We start from the raw sequence: 16,889 nt of genomic DNA on the forward strand, positions 1-16,889 counted from the left end.
CGGATCGTCATTTGGCGACCGGCACGACCTGGCAGGCATTGCCGGCGCAGCGGAAGTTCAACTGCGGCCGCCCACCGTAATCGTTGATGTATGCCAGCGACGGACCGTTGCCGAGGCTCGCGGCAGAGACGTTCAGCGGGGCACTGGCCTTCGGCGCCACCATCAGCGGTTCAAAGCCCGCCGCCCCTTTTCCGCCCTTGCCGGCGCTCGCCTCAACGATCGTCACGTAATAAGGGGTCGGGTTATTCACCACGTACTTATCACCCTGCCGGGTCAGCGTCAGCTGCTCCTGCCACGGCGCGGCGTTCTTTTTCGGGGCGAGCGCCGCCGGGCGATAAAACATTTTGATGCGCGTCTGCAGCGCTATCTGCAGCGTATTCGGCTTATTGCTGCGCGGCGGGATCTCGCGCAGGTTGAAGTAATACAGCGTCTCCCTGTCCTGCGGCAGCTGACGCGCGGCCGGCAGCGACTGGATCTTCACCTGGCTCGGTTTGCCCGGTTCCACCCGCTGCACCGGCGGCAGCACGGTGAAAGGACTTTGAATCTTGTTGCCGCGATCGTCTTCGATCCATCCCTGCGCCAGATACGGCAACTGTTTGTTCTGGTTGCTGATGTTGAGACTGACCGTTTTCAGGTCGCCGTCGAAAATCACGCGCGTGCGATCCAGCGCGATAGCCGCATGAGCGGGCAGGCTGACCGCGCCGATCGTCAACGCGGCGGCGAGCGGGCCCACAAGGAAAACGGTCTTTCTGGTCATAGTCAGATTCATCATGTCTTCACGGTTCCAGTCGGCCGGAAGCGGACGAGCCCGCCCCGGCGGTTTAGCGGCGGAGCGGGCTCCGCCGGGTGTATGTCAGTTGGCGTCAGCCGCCGACTTGCTGCCGTCAAGCGGGCGGCAAGGCAGCAGCAACGTGTTCATCAACATTTCGGCCGGCAGCGGCGACGGCAGCTGGATTTCACACTGCGCCGCGCCGTTCCAGTGCACGCTCATGCGCTCGCCGGGGTTGAGGCCGGACAGGTAAACGCTGCCGCCGTCGTTGATGATGCCGGTCTCCTGTTTGCGGGCATTCAGCACCGTGGCACCGAACGGCGGCTCGCTGCCGTCCGCAAGCTTGACGATCGCCATCGCCTTCTCGCCGGCAATCACTTCAAACTTGCGGTAGCCGATGGCCCCCTCGGTCAACGTGGCCTGCACTACCGAACGCGTCGCCTCGACGTTGTCGCTCAGGCTGTTGAGATCGATACTGGCCTTATTGCGGTAGTAGCTGTTTACATCCGCCACCACCGCCTTGCCGTAACGGTTGGTCAGCACCGTACTGCCGTAGCCGCGCACCGGCACACCGGCGACGCCTTCGGTATCGAGCAGCAAACGCGTACCGCCCGGCGTATTGACGCGGTGCAGCACCGCCCCTTCCGCCGCCATCGTCAGGCCGCCCTGCGCGCCGATGCCGACGGCGCTGTAGCGGCCGGCCTGGTAGCTGGCGTTGGCGTTGATCTGCGCCATGTCGCCCTGATGGCTGTAATAACCGCTGGCCGTCGCTCCGCTGCGTGCGGCGCCGGCGCTGATCTGATAGTTGTTGTGTTCATCAACCCGGTTGTAGTACCCGACCCGGTGGGCGTTCTCTTCGCGATCGAGCGTCATGTTGTAACTGAGCGTCCCGGCGCTGCCCCAGGGCAGCGACAGCGACAGATACATCCCGTCGTCGTTGCGCTCGTTGTAACGGTTGCGATAGGCCGACAGCGACACGCTGACGTTCTTGAAATCACCGATGTCGAAGTAGCGCGATACCATCAGGTTGTAACGATCGTTCGGCGCCCGATCCCAGTAGGTTTGGTGGCTGTAGTTGAGATAGGTGCTCAGTCCCAGCTCGCGGAACTGCTTGTTGAAGGTGATGGTGTACATCTCCTTGCTCTTGCCGCTGCGCCCCCCTTCGTAACGCGCATCTAGGTAGTCCCCCATGCTCATGAAATCTTCCTGGGAGAAGCGGTAACCGGCAAAGGTGACCTGGCTGTCGTATTCATCGAAGTTCTTCGAATAGCTCAGCCGGTACGAACCACCGGTCAGCGTGCCATCCTGCGGCAAACGCGCACGCGACTGCGTGGCATCGAACGACAGCGCCCCCAGCGCCATCAGATCGCGCCCGATCCCCAGCGACAGCGCGTTGTAATCGCCGCCGGCGATGGCCCCGCCGTACAGCGACCAGCCGTTGCTGATCCCCCAGGAGAACTCGCCGGTGCCGAACATCGGCCCGCGCAGATGGTGCCCCCACTCTGACGGTTTGCCCGTCGCCAGCTTGTAACGCACCGTACCCGGCCGCGTCAGATAAGGAATGTTGGCGGTGTTCATCTTGAACTCCTGCACGCTGCCGTCTTGCTCTTCGACACGCACGTCCAGCTCGCCGGAAACCGCATCATTGATGTCCTGAATGCGGAACGGCCCCGCCGCTACCTGCGTTTCATACAGCACGCGCCCCTGCTGGCTGACCACCACCTTGGCGTTGGTTTTCGCCACGCCGGTCACTTCCGGCGCATAGCCGCGCAGGTTGGGCGGCAACATGCTGTCGTCGGATCGCAGACTGACGCCGGTAAAGCGCAGGCTGTCGAAAATGTCGGAGTTCAGGTAATCCTCACCCATCGTCAGCCGCGAACGCAGCGCCGGGATCGCCCGGTAGGCGTAATAGCGGCTCCAGTCGAACTGCTTATCGGTAGGCTGAGACGAACCGGTCTGATGGTTGAGGTTGGCCTGCCAGTCGGCGCGCAGACGCCAGGCGCCCAGGTTGGCGCCGCCGGTGCCGTTGCCGCTCAGGCTGTAACTGCTGCCGCCTTTCTGATGCTTTTGCGTTTGGGCGTTGACGTTATAGTCAAACAGCAGCCCAGGAATACCGTCATCCCAGCGCGAAGGCGGGTCCCAGTTTTCCGAGCTGTATTCCAGATAGGCCTGAGGAATGTTGAGATACAGTGAGGAGCTGGCAAGATCGCCGCGGGCTTCCATCCCCGCCAGACTGGAGGCGTCAAGGCAACGGCCGCCGTGCGTCCAGTTCAGCGTGCTTAACAGTTTTTCTTTCAGCCCCAGTTGGTTGACCAATTCCGGCGAAAGACAGGCTTCGCTGCCTTTAGGATCGTTCTCGGGCGCCATAAACGTCACCGGCTGTTCCGGCAGATCGTTCTTATTGACGTGCACCACCATGGTATAAACGCCCGGCATGATGTAGCCGCTGCGCGTGAATTGGCTCAGATCGATATTTTTACGATCGTTGATGTCCAATACGTCGGTATTGAATTGAATAACGTCGGCGGCATAGACCAACGCGATTGGATTTCCCAGAGAAAGGGCAACGCAAAGCCCCAAGGCCTGAAGACGAAATAACTTCCCTGCCGGTGAAAGCATAATAAAGTCCTTTCAATAACGAATTAACCGTCAGTACGAGAAAAAATCAAAAATAATCCAGCTTAAAACGCACTGTGGAAAAATACGCTCCCACCTTCAACGGCTGGTGATTCGGCATCAACGTCATGGAATAATTCAGCACTCGGTTTCCCGGTATTATTCCCTCCATCGGTAAAGGTTTCCCTGGAATAACCGCCGTGCCGCTGCTGTCTTTTATCTCCAATGCAACGCCGCGCGCATCGCCCTGTACGCCAAACAGAGCGCCTTCCGCATAACCATCAAACGTGACCTGAAAGAATTTCCAGTCAGGCTTGTTTTCCGGTCGTTCCAAAATGCAATTGACCAATTCGATACTGAAAGGTTTGGTCATCCCCTGGCCGTCACGAATGATCTGCCCGAGAGGAATAGTGTCCATATCGATCGTCTGATCGCGGCTGCCGGCGGCAATGGCGCAGGCGGTGTCGATAATGGCGCCGTGCATGTTGACTTTGCCCCACCCCTGCGCGGCGGAAGTTGCATAGCCGGGCACAAACGCCAACGACGCCAAAAGAACGGCACCCGCTCGATTCCTTGGTAAAAACATCGCGACATTCCTTTGACAGGGAGATTCACCAGGCATGCGGCGAACCCCATGCCTGGTTGATTAAGCCTTCGGACTCACTTACTGATAAGCCAGGGTGAAATCGGCTACGGCAGTGAAATCGCCCGGAACGATGGCGGCGGAAGCGCCTTCGCCCTGCAGGTAGGCGGCGAAATGCAGGGTATTGTTGCCGGTGTTCAGGGTCTGTGCGGTAGTCGCTTCACCCAGTTTGATCGGCTGACCATTGTAAGAGATGGCTACGCCGGCGCCGCTGGCAGTGCCCGCGATACCCAACAGATCCTTGTCGGTGGACGACGCTACGCCGCTGAAGGTGGTTTTAACGGTTTTCAGCGTGGTGATATCACACTGCTCCAGTTTGATTTCAAACGGACGCGGGTTGGATTTGCCGCCGTTTTTCAACGCCACGTTGGAAACCTGGCCCAGATCTACGGTCTGATCGATCGACTCGGGTGCAATAGAGCATGGCGCATCAATAATAGAGCCCGTGAAGGTGACCTTACCGTGTCCCTGATCGGCTGCCTGTGCAAAAGAACTTGCGCCAAATGCAATCACTGCAGCCATCATGATTTTGTTAAGTTTCATAGAACCTATATTCCTTATAAGAAAAAATGCATATTCCAATCAAGAAAAAGAGCAACAGGAAACCCGCTCGCGCTTATATATGCGCAGCCCTGATTCTTTAGCATCTTGCTGGTTGGTTAACTGCCAAAACCCAAAGGCACCGACAATAAACATGTCGATCACGGCAAGTTCGCAGCGGCCCACCCATTAATGAATTCGTCATATAAAAATAAACGAAATCACAACAAGCAGAGGCCAATACTTTCTAATCCGCCCTTCTTGTCCGGCGATGAATATTCTGGCAAATGCCTCCAAGCAAAAAAAGGCTTTTTTTGATCAAGGCGAACATTCGCAATTTATTTCCTAATTGAAGTTAATTTACTGTTATTTTTAGGCTCATAGATCGTAAAAGATGCTTTTATAGAGTAATATCCTGTTTTTCTGAGATTACCAAGTAATCAGATCGCAAAGTGGCACTTTGTGAATATAATAAACCAAAATTTTAGGTTTCAGCGTGACGCCTCCCCTGCCTTGCTATAGGTAAAAGCGGGGCGGGCAACGCCTTTTTTTTCAATCCTGATAAATAGATAGGATTTTTCTTTGTTCGCGTTTTACCTCGTTGTTGGTAGGCAGCGAAAGTTTGTTTTTTCTTAGGAATACGGCAATCGGAATACAGAGGAAGTGCTATGGAAGCGTTATCTCCGAAACAAAAGGAAATACGGCAATTGCAGCACGATCTGCTGCAAACATTATTTGCGCAGTCGCCCCGCAAGTGCCCCGTCGCCGGGCTGCCGCCGCAGCAGCAATGGCTATCGACGCGGCAACTGGCCAATGCTGTCAACGTCGGTGTTTACCGGGCTCGGCGGCTGTTGTTGGATCTTGTCGTTCGGCAAAAAGTGATTGTGACGGACGGCTCTATCAACAACTCGTTGAGGTGGTATCCCACCGCGTTGCTGAACGGTGATAACGACGGCATCCCCAACAGAGATGCCCTCACTCCCCTTTAACGGAATAAATATGGCCAACCGGCCTGATTGGCGATATTTCATTGCGGAGTAATGCCGCACACTATTTATATATATTGGGATATTATCGTGAGAAAAACAGCCCTGCTATTTTTACGTTGCTGCCTGGCATTATCTTTCTTCATGCTGCTTGGCAATGCCAACGCATTTACCTGCCGCACGTCCGATGGCGGACTGATTCCACCCGGGGGCTCGGCCACGCCGGTTGACGTCCGGGTACGCATCGGGCCACAGCTTTCTTATGGCAAAAACGAAATCGTCAACGTCAGCCAGGTCACCTGTAAAAACGACGTCGCGAGCTGGTATGACTATCTCAAAACCGACAGCCCGGCGCTGTCGATGAACAGTGCGATTTTTGGCACCATCGGCAGCGGTACCACCATCAACGGCAGCGATTACAACTCTCCGGTGCCATCAGGCATCAGCGTACTCAGCCTGACCAACCTGCAAACTCAGTCGGTCGCCATCCGGGTCTATATCGTGTTGAACCGTTTCCCAACGCCGGACATCAAGGTGAACAAGGGCGACGTCATCGGTCAAATCAACTTTATTCAGACTAACGATCAGCCGGGTTGCCCACAGTGCGGCGTTTATCGCTGGCGCCTGATCGCCGACAATGACGCTTACTTCGTCACCACCAGTTGCACCATCAACAACGGCCAGCAGATTAACGTCGACTTCGGCCAGATCCGTCAGGACTTTCTGACTCAGAGCGCCAGCGATGCCCAGATAAAACAGGATAAAGCGCTCAGCTACCAATGCGACGACCAGAGCGCGACGCAGGATATTCTGATCCGTATGGTCAGCGACGCCAGCGGCTTCTCCAGCGATTTTATCAAGACCAGCAACCCTAACGTCGGCGTGGCCATGGTGTACAACGGGGCGGTGGTAAAGCCCAACAATGCCTTCAGAACGCGCATCGTCAACGGACTGGGCAACGACACCGTAACCTTTGTGCCGGTGAAGAACAATGTGCCTTACACCAGCATCGCCACCGGCCCGCTGTCAGGCTCGGCCACGCTGATCTTCAGCGCACCTTGAAACGGGAGTCAGAATGAACATGACGAAAAAAACGCGCTGCGCTCTGCTGTGGTCACTGAGCCTGATTAGCGCCGCCGCCCAGGCCGCCGACCAGGGCACCAAGGTCAACATCACCGCCACCGTGGTGGCGCCTCCGCCTTGCGTGATCAATGACGGGCGCACCATCGATATCGACTTCGGCAAGGTCGGTATCAAGCGCATCGACGGCAATCGCTATATGCAACGCATCGATTACAGCATCAAATGCGAATTTCTGGATAACAGCCGCCAGCTGAAAATGAAGATCATGGGCGGCGCGGCGGCCTTCGACGGCAGCGTGTTAACCAGCAGCGTCAATGGATTGGGCATCAAGCTGTTGGCCAACGGTAAGGCCTTTGCCATCAATACGCCGCTGAACATCGATTACGCCAATCCGCCGACGCTTGATGCAGTACCGGTGAAAAACAGCGCCGTCACCCTGGCGGAAGGCGATTTCACCAGCGGCGCCACCATGCTGGTGGACTACTTTTAAACACCCCGCATCCCAGAAACTTGCGAAAAAAAAGCCGCAACGTCTCCGTTGCGGCTTGGTCGAGAATCTTGCGCCCGGGGCGCGCGCCTCACATCAGGGTATTTAGCCGAAGATCCCGCCGAACCATTGGCTCAGCTTCATCATCACCATATCCCAGATGCGGCTGAAGAAGTTGCCCTCTTTCACCTCTTGCATCACCACCAGCGGGCGCTGCTCGATGGTCTTGCCGTCCAGTTGGAAATCGATGGTGCCGACCACCTGGTTTTTCGCCAGCGGCGCTTCCAGCGTCGGTTGGGTCAGCTTGTAGCTGGCCTTCAGGTTTTTCATCTGCCCTTTCGGAATGGTGACCGAGGCGTCTTTCGCCACGCCGAGCGGCACTTCGCTGACGTCGCCGAACCACACTTTCTGGGTGACGAACGGCTTATCGGCCTTGATCGGCGTCGCGGTTTCATAGAAACGGAAGCCCCAGGTCAGCAGCTTTTCGCTTTCGCTGAAGCGCACGCGATCGCTCGGCGCGCCCAGCACCACCGAGATCAGGCGCATCGGGCCGTCGGTGGCGGACGCCACCAGGTTGTGGCCTGCACCGCTGGTGTAACCGGTCTTGATGCCGTCGACGTTCAGGTTGCTGCTCCACAGCAGGCGGTTGCGGTTAATCTGGCGGATCTTGTTAAAGGTGAACTCTTTCTCTTTATGCAGCGCGTATTCGTCCGGCACGTCGCGGATCAGCGCCTGGCTCAGCAGCGCCATGTCGCGCGCGGTGCTGTACTGCCCTTCCGCATCCAGACCGTGCACCGTCAGGAAGTGGGTATTCTGCAGCCCCAGAGATTTGGCGTAGTTGTTCATCAGGCCGACGAACGAATCTTGGCTGCCCGCCACGTAATCCGCCAGCGCGATGCTGGCATCGTTGCCCGACTGGATCACGATGCCTTTATTCAGCTCCAGCACCGGCACCTGATCGCCCGGCTTGATGAACATCAGTGAAGAACCGCGCAGCGCCGGGTTACCGGGCGCCCAGGCATCTTTACCGACGGTGACCAGGTCGTCCGGCTTGATCTTGCCGGCCTTGATCGCTTGGCCGATCACGTAGCTGGACATGATCTTGGTCAGGCTGGCGGGATCGAGACGCGTATCGGAATTACCTTCGGTCAGCACCTTGCCGCTGTTGTAATCCATCAGAATGTAGGCCTTGGCGTCTACCTGCGGCGGCGCCGGCGGCTCGGCAGCGCGCACGGCCGGTGCGGCCAGCAACAGGATGCCTACGCTGAAGGTCAGTTTTTTCAGGGAAGTGGATAAGTTTTTTTTCATCATGACGTCGCCAGAGTGTCCATTCAAACCATTGAAATAGCGTTAACTTTCAAACATGTTCACGTTTTAAGCCAACCAGCGAGAGTGGCCCGGTGCGCGCATGCCGGCCGCAACCCCCTGCGGCGCCCATAGCGGGTAACACAACGCACCGAAAATGCCCTTGCTGTGAGTTTATGTGATTTATCTTATTTTTGCAGGGTTTAGCGTGAATTTTCAGCATTTTTACATAACTGTACGCAGGCCCCTGCTGATCGTTTAAAAAAACATCGCGACGCGCATTTTTGCACCCATCCACGGCCACACGGCCAAGCATCTGCACTGCTAAACATCTGCGCATCCATACGTCTAAAAAAGATTAATATATTCCATAATGGCATATAGAACCGTTATTTGTTCTTTTTAAAGCGCTTATCCTCAGCGCTATCATCCATACAAAGACTTTTATACCGAATAATCCTGGAGATGAGTCATGGCGATCCCCCATTCCGTCATCGAGATGATTGGCAATACCCCGATGCTGGAACTGACCCAGTTCGATACCGGCCCGTGCCGGCTGTTCGTCAAGCTGGAGAACCAAAACCCCGGCGGTTCGATCAAAGACCGCGTGGCGCTGTCGATGATCGAACAGGCCGAGCGCGACGGCAAGCTGCAGCCGGGCGGCACCATCATCGAAGCCACCGCCGGCAATACTGGCCTGGGATTGGCGCTGGTGGCGGCGCTGAAAGGCTATAAGCTGCTGCTGGTGGTGCCGGACAAGATGAGCCGCGAGAAGATCTTCCACCTGCGCGCGCTGGGCGTGGAAGTGCTGTTGACCCGCTCGGACGTCGGCAAGGGGCATCCGGCTTACTATCAGGATTACGCCAAACGCCTCGCCGGGGAGATCCCCGGCGCCTTTTATATCGATCAGTTCAACAACCCGGCCAATCCGGCAGCCCATACCACCACTACCGCGCCCGAACTGTGGCGGCAGATGGAGCACGACGTGGACGCTATCGTGGTCGGCGTCGGCTCCGGCGGCACGCTGGGCGGGCTGAGCCGCTATTTCGCCGACGTTTCGCCGCAGACGGAATTTGTGCTGGCCGACCCTGCCGGTTCTATTCTGGCGGACTATCTCGACAACGGTCACATCGGCGAAGCGGGCAGTTGGTTAGTCGAGGGCATCGGCGAAGACTTTGTCCCGCCGCTCAGCGACTTTGACCAGGTCCGCAACGCTTACCGCATCGGCGACGCGGAGGCCTTCACTACCGCGCGCGATCTACTGCGCAAGGAAGGCGTGCTGGCGGGATCGTCCACCGGCACCCTGCTGGCCGCCGCATTGCGTTACTGCCGCGCACAGGCCGAACCCAAGCGAGTGGTGACCTTCGTCTGCGACAGCGGCAACAAATACCTGTCTAAAATGTATAACGACCACTGGATGCTGGAACAGGGCCTGCTGAGCAAGCCGCAGCACGGCGATCTGCGCGATCTGATCGCCTACCGCCACGACGAAGGTGCGGCCGTTTCTGCCGCGCCGGACGACACGCTGGCGATCGTGCACGCCCGCATGCGGCTGTACGACATCTCGCAGCTGCCGGTGCTGGAAGGCGATCGGGTGGTCGGTTTGATCGATGAGTGGGATCTGCTGAACGCCGTCCAGGCCGACGCCGCCCACTTCAGCCTGCCGGCCGGCAGCGCGATGACCAAGCAAGTCCATACGCTGCAAAAAGAAGCCGGCTACGACGAATTACAGGCCACCTTCAACCATGGCCACGTCGCGGTAGTGCTCGACGGCGAGCGCTTCCTCGGCCTGATTACCCGCACAGACGTACTTAACGCCTGGCGCCAAAAATTACGTTAATAAGGACCCATTATGGCCAAGTTTGATACGTTGACCGTTCACGCCGGTTACACCCCGGACGCGACCGGCGCAGTGATGCCGGCGATTTACGCCACCTCCACCTACGCCCAACCGGCACCGGGCGAGCATACCGGCTACGAATACTCCCGCAGCGCCAACCCGACGCGCACCGCGCTGGAAAGCGCCATCGCCGAACTGGAAGGCGGCAGCCGCGGCTACGCCTTCGCCTCCGGTCTGGCGGCCTGCTCCACGGTGCTGGAGCTGCTCGATAAAGACAGCCACCTGATCGCGGTAGACGACCTGTACGGCGGCACCTATCGCCTGCTGGAAAAGGTGCGCAGCCGCACCGCCGGCCTGCGCGTCACCTACGTGTCACCGGCGGATCTCGCCGGGCTGGAACAGGCGGTCGAGCCGGATACCAAAATGATCTGGGTGGAAACCCCGACCAACCCATTGCTGAAACTGGCGGATCTGAGCGCCATCGCCGCGATCGCCAAAAAGCATCAGCTTATCAGCGTGGCGGACAATACCTTCGCTTCGCCGTATCTGCAGCGTCCGCTGGATCTGGGCTTTGACGTGGTGGTGCACTCCGCCACCAAATACCTCAATGGTCACTCCGACGTAGTGGCGGGCGTCGCTGCGGTGGGGGATAACCCGGCGCTGGCGGAGCAGCTCGGTTTCCTGCAAAACGCGGTCGGCGGCATTCTCGATCCGTTCAGCAGCTTCCTGACGCTGCGCGGCATTCGCACCCTGGCCCTGCGCATGCAGCGCCACAGCGACAGCGCGCTGTGCATCGCCCAGTGGCTGGAGAGCCAGCCGCAGGTGGAAAACGTCTACTATCCCGGCCTGCCGAGCCACCCGCAGCATGAACTGGCGGCGCGCCAGATGACGCGCTTCGGCGGCATGATCTCGGTGCGGCTGAAAGGCGACGACGCCTATGCGCGCCGGGTCATCCAGCGCTCGCACCTGTTCACCCTGGCGGAAAGCCTGGGCGGCGTGGAAAGCCTGATCAGCCAACCGTTCAGCATGACGCACGCCTCCATTCCGCTGGAACAGCGCCTGGCAACCGGCATCACACCGCAGCTGGTGCGCCTGTCGGTGGGGATTGAGGATGTGGAAGATCTGATCGCCGATCTGCAGCAGGCGCTGGCGGAATAATCGCCGAATCAATCGCCATCAGCCCGGCCGGCGTGCCGGGCTTTTTTGTGCCTGATGTTCAGACGCCGATGACGTCCCGATAAAAGCGCTGTGCCACATCGGGGTGGGAACGGATGCGGCCTTTCAGGTAGTTATACCCCACGTCGCGCAGCAGCGGGTTGAGCGGATCGCTGGCCGGGCCGCGCGCCTGCGCCGCCAACGGCGGCGGCAGTTGATACAACGGCACCACCGCGTCCAAGCGCGCGCCGAGGAAGAACGCGATCGACATCCTGTCGTACCCCGCCGGCGGCGTTTCCACCCGATGCACCGTGGCGCGCAGATAGCCGTTGGTCGCCAGCTCCAGCAGCTCGCCGATGTTCACCACGAAGGTGTCTTCACGCGGCTGCGCGTCTATCCATTGCCCTTCGCTTACCTCCACCTGCAGCCCTTTTTGCGCGTCCTGCAGCAGGAAGCTGAGAAAACCGGAGTCCTTGTGCGCACCGACGCCCTGTGCACTGTCGGTAGCCTCCCGCCCCGGGTAGCGGATCAGTTTGATGTGCTCGTTGGGCTTCTCGCCGTACAAGCGATCGAAAGCCTGCTCCGGCAGCGACAGCGCCAAAGCGAAAGCGCGCAGCAGCCGCAGCGACATGGCGGTCATCGCCTGTTGCCACTGCAGCAGCAGCGGTTTCAGCGTCGGCAGCGCCGCCGGCCACTGGTTTGGCCCCTGTAAGCACGCCCAGCGCGGCGTGTCGTCAGACAACGTCAGCGCCGGGCGTTCGGCGCCGATATCGAACTGCTCGCGCCAGTCCGGCTGCCCGCGCGTCAGCTCCGCCGCCGCCCGGTTGTAACCGCGAAAGTGCGGCGAATGCACCATCTGCACCGCCAATTTGTCGGCTTCCGGCAGCGCGAAAAATTGCCGCGCGGCGTGCTGCAGCCGCGCATTCAACGCGCCGTCCACGCCGTGGCCGCGCAGATAGAAAAAGCCGACGTCGCGGGCCGCCGCGCGCAGATCGTCGAGAAAGGCGCGCCGCCGGCGCGCATCGCCGTCAAGCTGCGAAAGATCCAGCAGCGGCAGCGTCTTCAGCGTCGTCAGGTGCGTCATCATGCGGTTCCTCTTGTTCCCCGATCACGATCGGGCTGCCATACAGGCGAATAATCAACATTGTCTCTCTCCAGCGGGTAGCTGCGTTTGCCTCATAGTTATCACCGCGCTCGCCGGGGCGGCCAATATTGTTGCGTTCTAAGTTATGCAAACGTTCAACAAACTGTCGCAAAACCGTCATCAATGTTTCTTATGCTCTGCGCAATTTCGCCGACGCCGCTGGCTGGCGATGGGCGCTATCCGCTATCCTGTAAACGACCACATACCCTGCCTGCCGGAGAAATACTGATGGATTTAGCCTTATTCGACCTGGATGAAACCCTGATTGACGATGACAGCGCCAGCCTGTGGATCCGCTGGCTGGTCGGCCAGGGCTTCGCGCCGGCGGAGCTGGAACTGCAGGAGCAGCAGCTGATGCAGCTCTATTATCAGGGCAAGCTGTCGATGGAGGACTACATGCAGGCCACGCTGGCACCGCTGACCGGCCTGAGCGTGCAAACCGTGGCCGGCTGGGTGCAACGCTACATTCGCCGCGATATCCTGCCGCGCGTCTATCCCGCCGCCCGTGAGCGCCTGCAGTGGCACCGCGAGCGCGGCGACTGCATCCTGGTGATCTCCGCCACCGGCGAACACCTGGTGGCGCCGATCGCCGAACAGCTCGGCGCCGACGATGCGCTGGCGATCGGCGTGGAAATCAGCGACGGCCGCTTCACCGGCAACACCTACGGCACCATGACCTACCAACAGGGCAAGGTGATCCGCCTGCAGCACTGGCTGACGCAGCATCCACACCTGAAGTTCGAGCACAGCCATGGCTACAGCGACTCTCTCAACGATAAGGCGATGCTGCAATTCGTCGACAGCGCCACGGTGATCAACCCAGACAGCGAACTGAGCGCGCTGGCGGCGGAGCACGGTTGGGAAGTGTGCCGCTGGGAGCGTTGATCGGCAGACAAAAAATGCCCTGCGGTGTGACAAAAAGCGCATTGTGGCGTAGGTATTAAGGGTCTTTAATCCGCTAACGGAGTTATCCCATGCTGACCATTTGGGGTCGTGAGAATTCGAACAACGTCAGGAAGGTGCTGTGGTGCGCCGCCGAACTGGGGCTGAGCTATACCCACATCAACGCCGGCGGCGCGTTCGGCAAGGTCAACGAAGAGAGTTACCGCGCGCTGAACCCGAACGGCCTGGTGCCGTTGCTGCAGGACGATGACTTCGTGCTGTGGGAGTCCAACACCATCGTGCGCTACCTGGCGGCGAAATTCGGCGACGCGACGTTCTATCCGCAAGATCTGCAGGCGCGCGCCGCCGCCGAGAAATGGATGGACTGGACCACCTCGACTATCGTTCCGGCCTTCACCATCGTCTTTTGGGGCCTGATCCGCACCGCGCCGGAGCTGCGCGACATGGCGAAAATCGAAGCGGCGATCGCCACGCTGGAAAAACACTTCGACGTCATTGAACAGACGCTGGCGCACCAGCCTTACCTCTCCGGCGACGCATTCGGCTTCGGCGATATTCCGCTCGGCAGCTTCGCCTACGGCTGGTTCGAGATGCCGATCGCCCGCCGCTCGCGGCCGAACATGGAACGCTGGTATCAGCAGCTGCGCGATCGCCCGGCCTATCAGCGCGGCGTGATGAGCGAACTCACCTGATGCGTGCGGGGCGTTACGACGCCCCGACCTTCAGCAGCTTGCCGTCCCGTTCGTCCGTCAGCAGATACAGGTAGCCGTCCGGCCCGCTGCGCACCTCGCGGATGCGTTCGCCGCGATCGCCCAGCAGCCGCTCTTCCGCCACCACCTTGTCACCTTCCAGCGTCAGACGAATCAATTCCTTTTGCGCCAGTGCGCCGATGAACAGCGAGTGCCGCCAGGCGGGGAAGCGCTGCCCGTCATAAAATGCCATGCCGCTGAGGCCGGGCGAAACCCGCCAATAGTGCAGCGGCTGTTCGGTGCCGGGCACCCGTTCTCCTTTGGCCTCCGGGATCGGCTGGCCGGAATAGTTGATGCCGTAGGTGGCCAGCGGCCAGCCGTAGTTTTTACCCGGCAGCGGAATGTTGAGCTCATCGCCGCCGCGCGGGCCGTGCTCATGTTCCCAGATCGCGCCGCTCCACGGGTTCAACGCCAGCCCTTGCGGATTGCGGTGGCCGTAAGACCAGACCTCCGGCCGTTTGCCGGCCTGGCCGACCCAAGGATTGTCCGGCGGTACCGCGCCCTCGGCGGTCAGCCGCACCAGCTTGCCCTGCAGCTTGTCAGTCTCCTGCGCCGTCGGCCGCTGGTTGTTTTCGCCCAGCGCAATAAACAGGTAGCCCTGCCTGTCGAACGCCAGCTTGCCGCCGAAGTGATTGCCGACCGACAGCTTGGGCAGTTGGCGGAAGATCACCTTGAAGTTTTCCAGCCGCGCGCCGTCGTCGCTCAAACGGCCGTAGCCGACCGCCGTGCCGGCTTTGCCGCCGTCACCCGGTTCGGCGAAGCTGAGGTACACCCGGCGGCTGGCGGCGAAGTCGGGGGCCGGCAACACCTCCAGCAGGCCGCCCTGCCCCTCGGCGTAAACCTGCTGCACGCCGGCGATCGGCGGCGACAGGCCTTTGCCCTGCTGCCACAGCCGCAGCCGGCCGGGCCGTTCGGTGATAAGCAGGCCTTGTTCCGCCGGCAAGAAGGCCAGCGACCAAGGGTGTTCCAGGCCGTCCTGCAGTTGGCTGACCATCGGCGCGGCGTGCAGCAGGCCGCTGCACAGCAGCAAGCCGGCCAGCAAAGTCAATCGGGGCATGGCGTCCTCCTGGGGTGAAATGACCCGTTTAGTGTAGCCCACTCAGCGGACGCGGTCGTTTGCATTACATTTCAACAGGTTGCCTTTTGGCCGTAGTGTGCTTAAGTTAACGCATCACCCAGGAGGAATCATGGATATTACCGTTACCGACGCGATTGACGAACACACCCTCGATGCGATCAGGCAAGGCCTGCGCGCTTACAACCTGCCGCATATCGACGCCCGTCACCGCAAGCCGCTCAGCGTCTATGCGCGCGACGGGGCCGGCACGGTGATCGGCGGGCTGACCGCCGAAACCTGGGGCAACTGGCTGAGCGTCGAGTGGCTGTGGGTGGCGGACTCCCAGCGCGGCAGCGGCCTCGGCGGCCGGCTGATGCGCGCCGCCGAACACGAGGCGCAGGCGCGCGGCTGCCGCTACGCTCGCCTGGACACCTTCAGCTTCCAGGCGCGGCCGTTCTACGAAAAACTCGGCTATCAGCTGCAAATGACGCTGAAAGATTATCCGGTGGAACATGAGTGCTATTTTCTCACCAAAACCCTGACTGATTAATGGATGGACGGATGGACAGCAAAAGCATGGTGGTGAACTGTGTGGCGTACAAAGCCGGACAACGGCTGGGCGAAGTGACCATCGACGATATCAGCGAGGTGGTCAAACAGCCGGACACCTTCGTCTGGCTGGGGCTGCGGCAGCCGGAGCCGGCGTTTATGCGCAAGGTGCAGGAGGAGTTTGGCCTGCACGATCTGGCGATCGAAGACGCGCTGTGCGCGCATCAGCGGCCGAAGCTGGAAACCTACGGCGACTCGCTGTTCATCGTGGTGAAGACCGCGCAGTGGGGCGAACACGACGAAATCGAATACGGCGAAACCCACTTCTTCGTCGGCAAAAACTTTCTGGTGACGGTGCGCCACGGCGCCTCGCCCAGCTACGCGCCGATCCGCGCCAAGGCGGAAGAGAACCACAAGCAGATGTGCCGCGGGCCGGGCTTCGCCCTCTATTCGGTGTTGGACTTCGTGGTGGACAACTACCGCAGCGTGGTGACGCGCTTCGAGAGCACCATCGAGAACATCGAAGCCAACATGTTCCAGTCGGACTTCGATCAGGCGGCGATCGAGAACGTCTATACCCTGCGCCGCCACCTGTTGGCGCTGCGCAACGCCGCGCTGCCGATGGATGAAATCTGCAACCAGCTGATCCGCCTGCACGAAGAGGTGATTCCGAAAGAGCTGCGCGCCTACGTGCGCGACGTGCAGGATCACGCGCATCAAGTGGTCAGCAACATCGACGACATGCGCGAAATGCTGACCAACGCCATGCACGTCAACCTGGCGCTGGTGACGGTCAAACAAAACGAAGTGGTGAAACGGCTGGCGGGCTGGGGCGCGATTTTGGCCATCCCGACGGTGATCTTCAGCCTGTACGGCATGAACTTCGCCGACATGCCGGAGCTGAAGTTCCCGTGGGCCTATCACGCCACGCTGGGAGTGACCGCCGTCGGCTGCATTTTCCTGTATCAGAAGCTGAAGAAATCGGGCTGGCTGTAGCGCCAAAACGGCGACTTTTCCCGCCGGCAAAGACGCTCTGCGAGGCAGCCGGATCCACCGGCCGTCC

Annotated in this window: 17 protein-coding genes; 9 read left to right on the forward strand and 8 right to left on the reverse strand. The window is 59.8% G+C overall.

Translation table 11 applies throughout. From position 1 onward, the window contains the following. Nucleotides 1-7 precede the first annotated feature (7 nt). The 4 genes from FHU12_RS13305 to FHU12_RS13320 all read right to left on the reverse strand — a co-directional run bounded on the left by FHU12_RS13305 (nucleotide 8) and on the right by FHU12_RS13320 (nucleotide 4,571). Nucleotides 8-772 (reverse strand): fimbria/pilus periplasmic chaperone, encoded by a 765-nt coding sequence (locus tag FHU12_RS13305; RefSeq protein WP_048321394.1) that lies wholly within the window; start codon nucleotides 770-772, stop codon nucleotides 8-10. A gap of 81 nt (nucleotides 773-853) precedes the next feature. Continuing rightward, complete coding sequence (locus FHU12_RS13310) at nucleotides 854-3,388, reverse strand: outer membrane usher protein (RefSeq protein WP_141969859.1); 2,535 nt, start codon at nucleotides 3,386-3,388, stop codon at nucleotides 854-856. 46 nt (nucleotides 3,389-3,434) lie between these two features. Then, nucleotides 3,435-3,971: a fimbrial protein gene (locus FHU12_RS13315; protein ID WP_141969861.1), complete on the reverse strand. Its 537-nt coding sequence runs from the start codon at nucleotides 3,969-3,971 to the stop codon at nucleotides 3,435-3,437. 78 nt (nucleotides 3,972-4,049) lie between these two features. After that, nucleotides 4,050-4,571, reverse strand: coding sequence for a fimbrial protein (locus FHU12_RS13320; protein ID WP_025302212.1), 522 nt, complete (start codon nucleotides 4,569-4,571; stop codon nucleotides 4,050-4,052). Between the two features lie 665 nt (nucleotides 4,572-5,236). Between FHU12_RS13320 and FHU12_RS13325 the strand changes: the two genes are divergently transcribed. The 3 genes from FHU12_RS13325 to FHU12_RS13335 all read left to right on the forward strand — a co-directional run bounded on the left by FHU12_RS13325 (nucleotide 5,237) and on the right by FHU12_RS13335 (nucleotide 7,127). After that, nucleotides 5,237-5,557 carry a hypothetical protein gene (locus tag FHU12_RS13325; protein ID WP_060432766.1) on the forward strand — a complete coding sequence of 107 codons (321 nt, stop codon included), beginning with the start codon at nucleotides 5,237-5,239 and terminating at the stop codon, nucleotides 5,555-5,557. A gap of 141 nt (nucleotides 5,558-5,698) precedes the next feature. Then, nucleotides 5,699-6,616, forward strand: coding sequence for a fimbrial protein (locus tag FHU12_RS13330; protein WP_141972980.1), 918 nt, complete (start codon nucleotides 5,699-5,701; stop codon nucleotides 6,614-6,616). 19 nt (nucleotides 6,617-6,635) lie between these two features. After that, complete coding sequence (locus FHU12_RS13335; RefSeq protein ID WP_204275807.1) at nucleotides 6,636-7,127, forward strand: fimbrial protein; 492 nt, start codon at nucleotides 6,636-6,638, stop codon at nucleotides 7,125-7,127. Nucleotides 7,128-7,229: 102 nt separating this feature from the next. Here FHU12_RS13335 and FHU12_RS13340 read toward each other — a convergent pair whose 3' ends face one another. Continuing rightward, nucleotides 7,230-8,435 carry a serine hydrolase gene (locus tag FHU12_RS13340; RefSeq protein ID WP_185742307.1) on the reverse strand — a complete coding sequence of 402 codons (1,206 nt, stop codon included), beginning with the start codon at nucleotides 8,433-8,435 and terminating at the stop codon, nucleotides 7,230-7,232. 466 nt (nucleotides 8,436-8,901) lie between these two features. Here FHU12_RS13340 and FHU12_RS13345 point away from each other — a divergent pair, with 466 nt between their 5' ends. Then, the gene (locus tag FHU12_RS13345; RefSeq protein ID WP_141969865.1) at nucleotides 8,902-10,269 is read left to right on the forward strand and encodes a pyridoxal-phosphate dependent enzyme; all 1,368 of its coding nucleotides are present in this window, start codon (nucleotides 8,902-8,904) and stop codon (nucleotides 10,267-10,269) included. 12 nt (nucleotides 10,270-10,281) lie between these two features. Beyond that, the gene (locus FHU12_RS13350; protein ID WP_141969867.1) at nucleotides 10,282-11,427 is read left to right on the forward strand and encodes a trans-sulfuration enzyme family protein; all 1,146 of its coding nucleotides are present in this window, start codon (nucleotides 10,282-10,284) and stop codon (nucleotides 11,425-11,427) included. A 58-nt stretch (nucleotides 11,428-11,485) separates the two neighbouring features. Here the strand turns inward: FHU12_RS13350 and FHU12_RS13355 are convergent, their stop codons facing one another. Together FHU12_RS13355 and FHU12_RS13360 are read right to left on the reverse strand one after the other, a co-directional pair. Beyond that, a complete protein-coding gene (locus FHU12_RS13355; protein ID WP_141972982.1) occupies nucleotides 11,486-12,508 on the reverse strand; it encodes an isopenicillin N synthase family dioxygenase in 1,023 nt (340 codons plus the stop codon). Beyond that, the gene (locus FHU12_RS13360; protein ID WP_141969869.1) at nucleotides 12,453-12,689 is read right to left on the reverse strand and encodes a hypothetical protein; all 237 of its coding nucleotides are present in this window, start codon (nucleotides 12,687-12,689) and stop codon (nucleotides 12,453-12,455) included. Before FHU12_RS13360 ends, FHU12_RS13355 begins: the two co-directional genes overlap by 56 nt. A gap of 107 nt (nucleotides 12,690-12,796) precedes the next feature. On the opposite strand from FHU12_RS13360, the gene FHU12_RS13365 reads away from it, so the two are divergent. Both FHU12_RS13365 and FHU12_RS13370 read left to right on the forward strand, forming a co-directional pair. Continuing rightward, complete coding sequence (locus FHU12_RS13365; RefSeq protein ID WP_060432762.1) at nucleotides 12,797-13,453, forward strand: HAD family hydrolase; 657 nt, start codon at nucleotides 12,797-12,799, stop codon at nucleotides 13,451-13,453. A gap of 89 nt (nucleotides 13,454-13,542) precedes the next feature. After that, the gene (locus tag FHU12_RS13370) at nucleotides 13,543-14,163 is read left to right on the forward strand and encodes a glutathione S-transferase family protein (protein WP_060432761.1); all 621 of its coding nucleotides are present in this window, start codon (nucleotides 13,543-13,545) and stop codon (nucleotides 14,161-14,163) included. A gap of 13 nt (nucleotides 14,164-14,176) precedes the next feature. Here FHU12_RS13370 and FHU12_RS13375 read toward each other — a convergent pair whose 3' ends face one another. Further along, nucleotides 14,177-15,277 (reverse strand): PQQ-dependent sugar dehydrogenase, encoded by a 1,101-nt coding sequence (locus tag FHU12_RS13375; RefSeq protein WP_141969871.1) that lies wholly within the window; start codon nucleotides 15,275-15,277, stop codon nucleotides 14,177-14,179. A 130-nt stretch (nucleotides 15,278-15,407) separates the two neighbouring features. Between FHU12_RS13375 and FHU12_RS13380 the strand changes: the two genes are divergently transcribed. Both FHU12_RS13380 and FHU12_RS13385 read left to right on the forward strand, forming a co-directional pair. Next, nucleotides 15,408-15,827 (forward strand): GNAT family N-acetyltransferase, encoded by a 420-nt coding sequence (locus FHU12_RS13380; protein ID WP_141969873.1) that lies wholly within the window; start codon nucleotides 15,408-15,410, stop codon nucleotides 15,825-15,827. Nucleotides 15,828-15,838: 11 nt separating this feature from the next. Next, complete coding sequence (locus FHU12_RS13385) at nucleotides 15,839-16,822, forward strand: magnesium and cobalt transport protein CorA (RefSeq protein ID WP_141969875.1); 984 nt, start codon at nucleotides 15,839-15,841, stop codon at nucleotides 16,820-16,822. The last annotated feature ends 67 nt before the right edge of the window (nucleotides 16,823-16,889 follow it).

The organism is Serratia marcescens, assembly GCF_006715005.1.
GTDB classification, from domain to species: domain Bacteria; phylum Pseudomonadota; class Gammaproteobacteria; order Enterobacterales; family Enterobacteriaceae; genus Serratia; species Serratia montpellierensis.

Excerpts from the sequence above, each read along its gene's own strand:
- FHU12_RS13380 (WP_141969873.1), top strand. The coding sequence starts at position 15,408 with ATGGATATTACCGTTACCGACGCGATTGACGAACACACCCTCGATGCG.
- FHU12_RS13360 (WP_141969869.1), bottom strand. The coding sequence starts at position 12,689 with ATGACGGTTTTGCGACAGTTTGTTGAACGTTTGCATAACTTAGAACGC.
- FHU12_RS13330 (WP_141972980.1), top strand. The coding sequence starts at position 5,699 with ATGCTGCTTGGCAATGCCAACGCATTTACCTGCCGCACGTCCGATGGC.
- FHU12_RS13315 (WP_141969861.1), bottom strand. The coding sequence starts at position 3,971 with ATGTTTTTACCAAGGAATCGAGCGGGTGCCGTTCTTTTGGCGTCGTTG.
- FHU12_RS13335 (WP_204275807.1), top strand. The coding sequence starts at position 6,636 with ATGACGAAAAAAACGCGCTGCGCTCTGCTGTGGTCACTGAGCCTGATT.
- FHU12_RS13385 (WP_141969875.1), top strand. The coding sequence starts at position 15,839 with ATGGACAGCAAAAGCATGGTGGTGAACTGTGTGGCGTACAAAGCCGGA.
- FHU12_RS13370 (WP_060432761.1), top strand. The coding sequence starts at position 13,543 with ATGCTGACCATTTGGGGTCGTGAGAATTCGAACAACGTCAGGAAGGTG.
- FHU12_RS13305 (WP_048321394.1), bottom strand. The coding sequence starts at position 772 with ATGATGAATCTGACTATGACCAGAAAGACCGTTTTCCTTGTGGGCCCG.
- FHU12_RS13345 (WP_141969865.1), top strand. The coding sequence starts at position 8,902 with ATGGCGATCCCCCATTCCGTCATCGAGATGATTGGCAATACCCCGATG.
- FHU12_RS13310 (WP_141969859.1), bottom strand. The coding sequence starts at position 3,388 with ATGCTTTCACCGGCAGGGAAGTTATTTCGTCTTCAGGCCTTGGGGCTT.
- FHU12_RS13375 (WP_141969871.1), bottom strand. The coding sequence starts at position 15,277 with ATGCCCCGATTGACTTTGCTGGCCGGCTTGCTGCTGTGCAGCGGCCTG.
- FHU12_RS13350 (WP_141969867.1), top strand. The coding sequence starts at position 10,282 with ATGGCCAAGTTTGATACGTTGACCGTTCACGCCGGTTACACCCCGGAC.
- FHU12_RS13320 (WP_025302212.1), bottom strand. The coding sequence starts at position 4,571 with ATGAAACTTAACAAAATCATGATGGCTGCAGTGATTGCATTTGGCGCA.
- FHU12_RS13355 (WP_141972982.1), bottom strand. The coding sequence starts at position 12,508 with ATGACGCACCTGACGACGCTGAAGACGCTGCCGCTGCTGGATCTTTCG.
- FHU12_RS13340 (WP_185742307.1), bottom strand. The coding sequence starts at position 8,435 with ATGATGAAAAAAAACTTATCCACTTCCCTGAAAAAACTGACCTTCAGC.
- FHU12_RS13365 (WP_060432762.1), top strand. The coding sequence starts at position 12,797 with ATGGATTTAGCCTTATTCGACCTGGATGAAACCCTGATTGACGATGAC.
- FHU12_RS13325 (WP_060432766.1), top strand. The coding sequence starts at position 5,237 with ATGGAAGCGTTATCTCCGAAACAAAAGGAAATACGGCAATTGCAGCAC.